Origin of the sequence: Pseudomonas sp. 2VD (assembly GCF_005503585.1) — a bacterium.
Classification (GTDB): domain Bacteria; phylum Pseudomonadota; class Gammaproteobacteria; order Pseudomonadales; family Pseudomonadaceae; genus Pseudomonas; species Pseudomonas aeruginosa.
Genome location: NZ_SCND01000650.1, coordinates 1 through 1,322 on the forward strand (window position 1 = coordinate 1; position 1,322 = coordinate 1,322).

The 1,322-nt window shown below is 66.6% G+C and carries 1 protein-coding gene and 2 pseudogenes; 2 read left to right on the forward strand and 1 reads right to left on the reverse strand.

All coding sequences use genetic code 11. The annotated features are described in order from the left end of the window. Both FFS27_RS33960 and FFS27_RS33440 read left to right on the forward strand, forming a co-directional pair. Positions 1 to 165: hypothetical protein (locus tag FFS27_RS33960; protein WP_171019290.1), on the forward strand; the 165-nt coding region annotated here is incomplete at its 5' end. Between the two features lie 159 nt (positions 166 to 324). Further along, positions 325 to 528: pseudogene (locus FFS27_RS33440) on the forward strand (nitrilase-related carbon-nitrogen hydrolase); the annotation flags it as partial. Between the two features lie 28 nt (positions 529 to 556). Here FFS27_RS33440 and FFS27_RS32795 read toward each other — a convergent pair. Next, positions 557 to 1,322: pseudogene (locus tag FFS27_RS32795) on the reverse strand (hypothetical protein); the annotation flags it as partial.

Consider the following 1,322-nt stretch of genomic DNA (forward strand, 5'->3'; position numbering starts at 1 on the left):
GGGCAGATGCATATCCTGCGCGACGAGCAATGCCACGAACTGCAAGGATTCCTGCTCAGCCGGCCGCTGGATGCGCAGGGCCTGCGCGACCTGCTGGCGCGCGAGGCGGGGCAGACCCAGGCGCCACAGGTTTCCGCCGAGGGCCATGCTGCGCGCCGCCCTTGAGCGGGGGCAGAAGAGACCACGCGGAGCCTCAGCGGCCCTCGGTTCAGCGATCGCCCTGCGTATGGTTCAGAGAATGCTCAACTGATTATTTGACCTGACTGACTCCCTTCCCGTCTTCGCTTGCCGACACTCCGTCCTTCCCATGGCCTTGTGCCAGGGCCAGCGCCGGTGGTCGCCACCCGCTTCGGGCGAATCGCGGTGATGGTCTGCTACGACCTGGAGTTTCCCGAATGGGTGCGCCTGCCGGCGCTGTCCGGCGCACAACTGCTCTGCGCACCGGTGAACTGGCCGGCGGCACCGCGTCCCGAGGGCGAGCGGCCGGGCGCGGCTGGGCGAATGAAAAAGGGCGCGGGCCAGTATCGGCGCCGCGCCCTTTTGCCGGAGGAGAACCTTATTCCAGTTCGGCTGCGCTCTCTTCCTGGCGCTTCAACCCGGTATGACTGATGGCGTGCAGAGCGGTATTGAACTGTACGGTCTCGTTGAAACCCTTGACGATCTGCGCCAGCTTCTCGCGGGCGCTTTCCAGCTTCTTGAAGCGCTCGCCGAGTTCCAGGCTGCGCTGCTGGACGCTGGCTTCGCGCTTTTCCAGTTCGGCCTGACGCAGGTTCTGCTGGCTGCGCAACTCTTCGAGGCGTTCCTGTTCGATCTGCAGTACTTCGGCTCGCCGCGCGCTGCTGCGCTCGCGGGCTTCGACGCTTTCCGCGAGTTGTTGCAGGGCCGCGCTGCGCTCGGCCAGGAGACGGTTGCTCTGCTCGGTTTCCCGCTCCAGCGCCTGGCGGTCGTCCTGCAGGCGCTTGTGCCACTGCCGGAGCTGCTTTTCCTTTTCCTGCAATTGCCGCTCCTTCTCGTGCAATTGCGTCTGGAGCGACTCCAGCGACTCCTGCTGCTTGAGCGCTTCCTGCTTCTGCTGGCTCAGTTGCTGGGCCATGCCGGCGAGGTCGGCCAGGGTGCCCTGCACGTCCTGTAGCAGATGCTCGGTATCGTTGCCGATATCGAGCGCGGTATCCGTATCCACGTGGGCTTCATCCTCGGGTTGGCGAATGACGGCGGCGGCCTGGGTGGGCGCCTCTCTGGCGTCGGCCTCGCCCTCGGCGCCGGCCAGGCGTGCGGGCGGCACCCGGAGGCGCAGCGACAGGCTGGGGACCCTGGCCGATACC